2 protein-coding genes are annotated in these 562 nt (G+C 57.1%); both read left to right on the forward strand.

The window, feature by feature from the left end; all coding sequences use genetic code 11:
* Positions 1 to 328: exodeoxyribonuclease VII large subunit (locus tag lacNas_RS07940; RefSeq protein ID WP_280515437.1), on the forward strand; the 328-nt coding region annotated here is incomplete at its 5' end.
* Positions 321 to 560, forward strand: a complete 240-nt coding sequence (locus tag lacNas_RS07945; protein WP_201331618.1) for an exodeoxyribonuclease VII small subunit — start codon at positions 321 to 323, stop codon at positions 558 to 560. The genes lacNas_RS07940 and lacNas_RS07945, both read left to right, overlap by 8 nt.
* The last annotated feature ends 2 nt before the right edge of the window (positions 561 to 562 follow it).

Raw genomic sequence — 562 nt, forward strand, 5'->3', positions numbered from 1 at the left:
GCTGGCCCAGCGTCTGCAGCACCAGGCACCCGACCGCAAGATCAAGCAGCTGCAGCAGGAAAACAGCTTCCTGGCCAAGAGCCTGCAGGCCCAGATGCAGCGGCAGCTGGAACAAAAGCAGGCAGCCTGCGGCCGGCTGGTGCAGCAGCTCGATGACTACAGTCCCTTGAAGACTCTGGCCCGGGGCTACAGCTATACGACTGACGAGAAGGGTGAAGTTGTCAAGTCGGTCAGCCAGCTGGCTGCTGGCGACCGGGTCTGCCTTCACTTGAGCGACGGGCAGGCTGTTGGCAAGATTGAAGAAGTTAAGGAAGAAAAAAATGACTGAAAAGAATAATTTTGAAGAACAGCTCAAGGAGCTGCAAGAAATCGTGACCCAGCTGGAAAACGGCCAGCTGTCTCTGGAAGAATCCCTGAACCAGTTCCAAACCGGCGTCAAGCTGAGCCGGCAGCTGAAGCAGGAACTGACTCAGGCGGAAAACACCGTGGCCAAGCTGATTGAGACTGACGGCAGCGAGAAGGTCCTGGACCCGACCGACGCCTCAGCACCGAAGGAATAAGA

Source organism: Lactobacillus nasalidis, from assembly GCF_016587775.1.
Taxonomy (GTDB): Bacteria; Bacillota; Bacilli; order Lactobacillales; family Lactobacillaceae; genus Lactobacillus; species Lactobacillus nasalidis.